This window comes from Candidatus Phytoplasma stylosanthis (assembly GCF_032886435.1).
In the GTDB taxonomy this organism is placed as follows: domain Bacteria; phylum Bacillota_I; class Bacilli_A; order Acholeplasmatales; family Acholeplasmataceae; genus Phytoplasma; species Phytoplasma stylosanthis.
Genome location: NZ_JAUZJP010000025.1, coordinates 1 through 3,951, shown reverse-complemented (window position 1 = coordinate 3,951; position 3,951 = coordinate 1). Strand labels below are relative to the sequence as shown.

General features: G+C 22.9%; 2 protein-coding genes, 1 tRNA gene, 1 rRNA gene and 1 other RNA gene. All 5 read left to right on the top strand.

The annotated features are described in order from the left end of the window. The first annotated feature begins 2 nt into the window (after positions 1-2). A 5S ribosomal RNA gene (gene rrf / locus Q8777_RS02430) occupies positions 3-115 on the top strand. A gap of 11 nt (positions 116-126) precedes the next feature. Continuing rightward, positions 127-202, top strand: a tRNA-Asn gene (locus Q8777_RS02425). Between the two features lie 85 nt (positions 203-287). After that, positions 288-2,441 carry a polyribonucleotide nucleotidyltransferase gene (locus tag Q8777_RS02420; RefSeq protein ID WP_318676398.1) on the top strand — a complete coding sequence of 718 codons (2,154 nt, stop codon included), beginning with the start codon at positions 288-290 and terminating at the stop codon, positions 2,439-2,441. A 93-nt stretch (positions 2,442-2,534) separates the two neighbouring features. Beyond that, positions 2,535-2,958: RNase P RNA component class B (rnpB, locus tag Q8777_RS02415), an RNA gene on the top strand. Positions 2,959-3,197: 239 nt separating this feature from the next. Continuing rightward, on the top strand, positions 3,198-3,951 hold a 754-nt coding region (locus tag Q8777_RS02410; RefSeq protein WP_318749472.1), incomplete at its 3' end, for an amino acid--tRNA ligase-related protein.

The following is a 3,951-nucleotide window of genomic DNA, read 5'->3' as shown; positions in this document are numbered from 1 at the left end:
ACCTTGGTGATTAATAAAAGGGGAAACACCTGTTCCCATTTCGAATACAGCAGTTAAGTCCTTTTATTCTGAAAATAGTTTTTGGTTTCAAAAGCAAAGATAAGATTTGCCAAGGTTTACTTAGAAGCCTATATAGCTCAGTTGGCAGAGCATCTGACTGTTAATCAGAGGGTCCTAGGTTCGAGCCCTAGTATAGGCGCCATATAATAAAAAAATAATATTTTTTTATAAATTAATTTTTTATTTTCAAAAGTGGTTTTTATATTTTTTTGAAGAGAGTAAATTTAATGACTTATCATTTATTTAAAACTATTTTTGAAAATAATTTATTGAATATTGAAATTAACAAGTTAGCTAGACAAACTGATAGTTCAATATTAATTTCTTATAAAGATAGCGTAATTTTATCTATTGCAGTTACGGGAAAAACAGATACTTCTTTAAATTATCTTCCCTTAACAGTTCTTTATCAAGAAAAATTTTATTCAGTGGGAAAAATACCTGGTAATTTCAATAAAAGAGAAGGTAAATCTTCTGAACATGAAATTTTAAATTCTCGTTTAATCGACAGAAGTTTAAGACCTTTAATTAATAATAATTTTAAAAAAGAAATTCAAATAATAAATACTATTTTGAGTAGTGATCATAATTGCAATAATGAGATATTTGCTTTATTAGGAAGTTCTTTATCTTTGTTGATTTCATCTAATATTCCTTTTTTTGAACCTGTTTCCGCAGTTTGTATAGGTAGAATAAAAAACGAATTTATTATTAATCCTAGTTTAGAACAAAAAAAAGAATCTGATTTTTTATTAATTCTATCAGGTACTAAGGAAAGTTTAAATATGTTAGAAGCTACTTCAAATGAAATTTCTGAAGATGTTTTATTAGAAGCTATGATTTTTGGACATGAATCAATAAAAAAACTTTGCTTACTACAAGAAGATATTAAAAATAAAATTAATCCTTTAAAAAAGGATATACCAGAAATAAAATTAAAAACAGAATTGTTTTCAAGAATAGAAAAAAAATATTCTCATCTAATAAAAGATATTTTTATTAATAGTTGTGAACAAAAAAATTCTAAAAAGATATTACAAGAAAATATTTTAAAATTAAAAGATAAATTATTAACAGAATATGAAGAAGATTGTTTTTTAGATGATAAAAATTCTTTTGTTATAGAGAAAAAAAAAATTGATCTAATTAATTTAGAAAATATTTTTAATAATTTATTAAAACAAGAATTTAGGAAAATAGTTATTCAAGATAAAAAAAGAGTAGATGGTAGAGAATTAGATGAAATTCGAGATATTCAAACACAAATTAATTTACTACCAAGAGTTCATGGTTCATCTCTTTTTACTAGAGGAGAAACTCAAAGTTTATCGGTTGTTACTTTAGGAACTTTAAGAGAAAGTAAAATGATTGATGATTTAACAGAAAAAGAAGAAAAAAGATTTATTTTACATTATAATTTTCCTCATTTTTCTGTTGGAGAAATTGGTAGATATATTGCTCCTTCAAGAAGAGAAATTGGTCATGGTATGTTAGCGGAAAAAGCTTTATCTTGTGTTTTACCTTCAGAAGAAAAATTTCCTTATTCAATTAGGGTAGTTTCGGAGATTTTAGAATCTAACGGATCTTCTTCACAAGCTACTGTTTGTGCATCTTCTATGGCTTTAATGGATGCTGGTGTTCCTTTAAAAAGAGCTGTAGCAGGAATAGCGATGGGTTTATTTTTTAGTGAAAAAGAGTATGTTATTTTAAGTGATATTCAAGGATTAGAAGATCAATACGGGGATATGGATTTTAAAATATCAGGAACCGAAAAAGGAATAACCGCTTTACAGATGGATATCAAAATAAAAAAAATTAATTTTGATATTTTAAAAGAATCTTTACAAAAAGCTCGTTTAGGAATAACAAGAATTTTACAAAAAATGGCTTTAACTATTTCAAAAAGTAATCATAATTTATCAATCTACGCACCTAAAGTAAAAGTTATTCATGTTAAAACTAATAAAATACGTGATATTATAGGTCCTGGCGGAAAAATTATTTCTAAAATTATAGAAGATAATGATAATGTAATAATCGATATAAAAACTGATGGTAAAATATTTATAACTCATCATAATATTGAAATTGTTGAAAAAACAGCTAAATATATTATAAATTTAACTCAAGATATTACAATTGGTTTGATTTACTTAGTTACTGTTTTAAAAATTTTAAGCGATAAAAATAGTCAATCTTTTGGGGCTATAGTAGAAATATTTCCTGGAATAGAGGGCTTTATTCATGTTAGTAATTTATCTAATAAAAGAACTGAACATGTTGAAGATGTTTTAAACGTAGGTGATAAAATATTTGCTAAATGTATCGAAATTAATAATAAAGGAAAAATTTTTTTATCACTAAAAAATTTAAAAGAATAAAAAATTAGAAAAATTTTTTAATACAATATTTAGATATTTTAAAATCAATTATATTTTTATAAATTTTGTTATAATATTATTGTTAAAAAATAACAAAGTAGTGATCGAGGTTTAATTTTATTATTTTAATAAAATTAGATTTAGGAAAGTCCATGTTAGCACATGTTTTAGGAAAGCATGTAGTTTTTGTGCTTAAGAAAAAAATAACTTAAGGTATTTAATTTATTTTAAATAACGGCTTTTTTATTTTCTAAGGATACATTTTATATTTAAATATAATTTGTCTATGAAAATAAAAAAATAAAGTGCCACAGAGACGAGTTAATTAGAAATAATTAAGTGAAACGCGGTAAACCCCACAAGCTAATAATCCAAAATTATGGTAGGAGCATGTAAAAATCAATTTTTCCTAATAAAAAAATATAATTGGTTTTTATGCTATTTTTAGAAATAAAGATAGAGATAAATGGTCACGCTTATTTTATAAAAAAATAAGAACAGAACATGGCTTATTATTGTTATTTTTTATATTAGAATCTTTTTTTTGTTTATAAAGATTCTTTTTTTTTGGTATTTTTGTTTTTATGCTATAATTAATATTAAATTAATTAAATTTTATTTTTATTTATTCAAGATTATCTATTCATAAAATAAAAAAATATTTTATTTTTAAAAAAATTATTTTTAAAAATAAAATATTTTTTGAGATTATAATTATTTTTTAATATTTAAAAAAGGTTACAGAATAAAATTAATATGTCTTTTAAAAAACCAACAGAACAATTTATTATTAGATTGAATAAAATAAATGAATTAAAAGAAATAAAAATAGAACCTTTTAGTAATTATTTCATTGTCAAAAACAATATTAAAGATATTATTGAAAAATATAAAAATTGGGATTTAGAAAAATTAGTAAATAATAAAATTATTGTATCAGTAGCTGGTAGAATTATCACAAATAGATTACAGGGAAAAGCTGGTTTTTTTAATTTACAAGATTTCGATTATTCTATTCAAATATATATTAATGAAAAAATTGTTTCTGAAAAAGATTTTCAAATTTATAAAAAAGTTGATTTAGGCGATATTATAGGAATTTATGGTTACTTATTTAAAACTAAAACTCATGAATTAACAATTAAAACTTTAAAGTTTATTCATTTAAGTAAAAGTTTAATGCCTTTACCCGATAAATACAAAGGTTTAAAAGATAAAGAATATATGAGAAAAAAAAGATATATAGATCTCATTATAAATCATAAAACCAGAAAAAGATTTTTAAAAAGAAGTCTTATTATAAAATTGATTAGAAAATTTTTTGATGATAATGGTTTTTTAGAAGTAGAAACACCTATTTTGAATGCTTCTTTTGGCGGTGCTGCTGCAACATTTTCCTGTATAAAGCAGTCAACTGCACTTGGTTGTTTTCCTCGTCTTAAAATAGTTCATACTTCTCGGAAATTTATGGGCCAGATCTATATCCCTGTCATAAACTGGTTTCTATTGG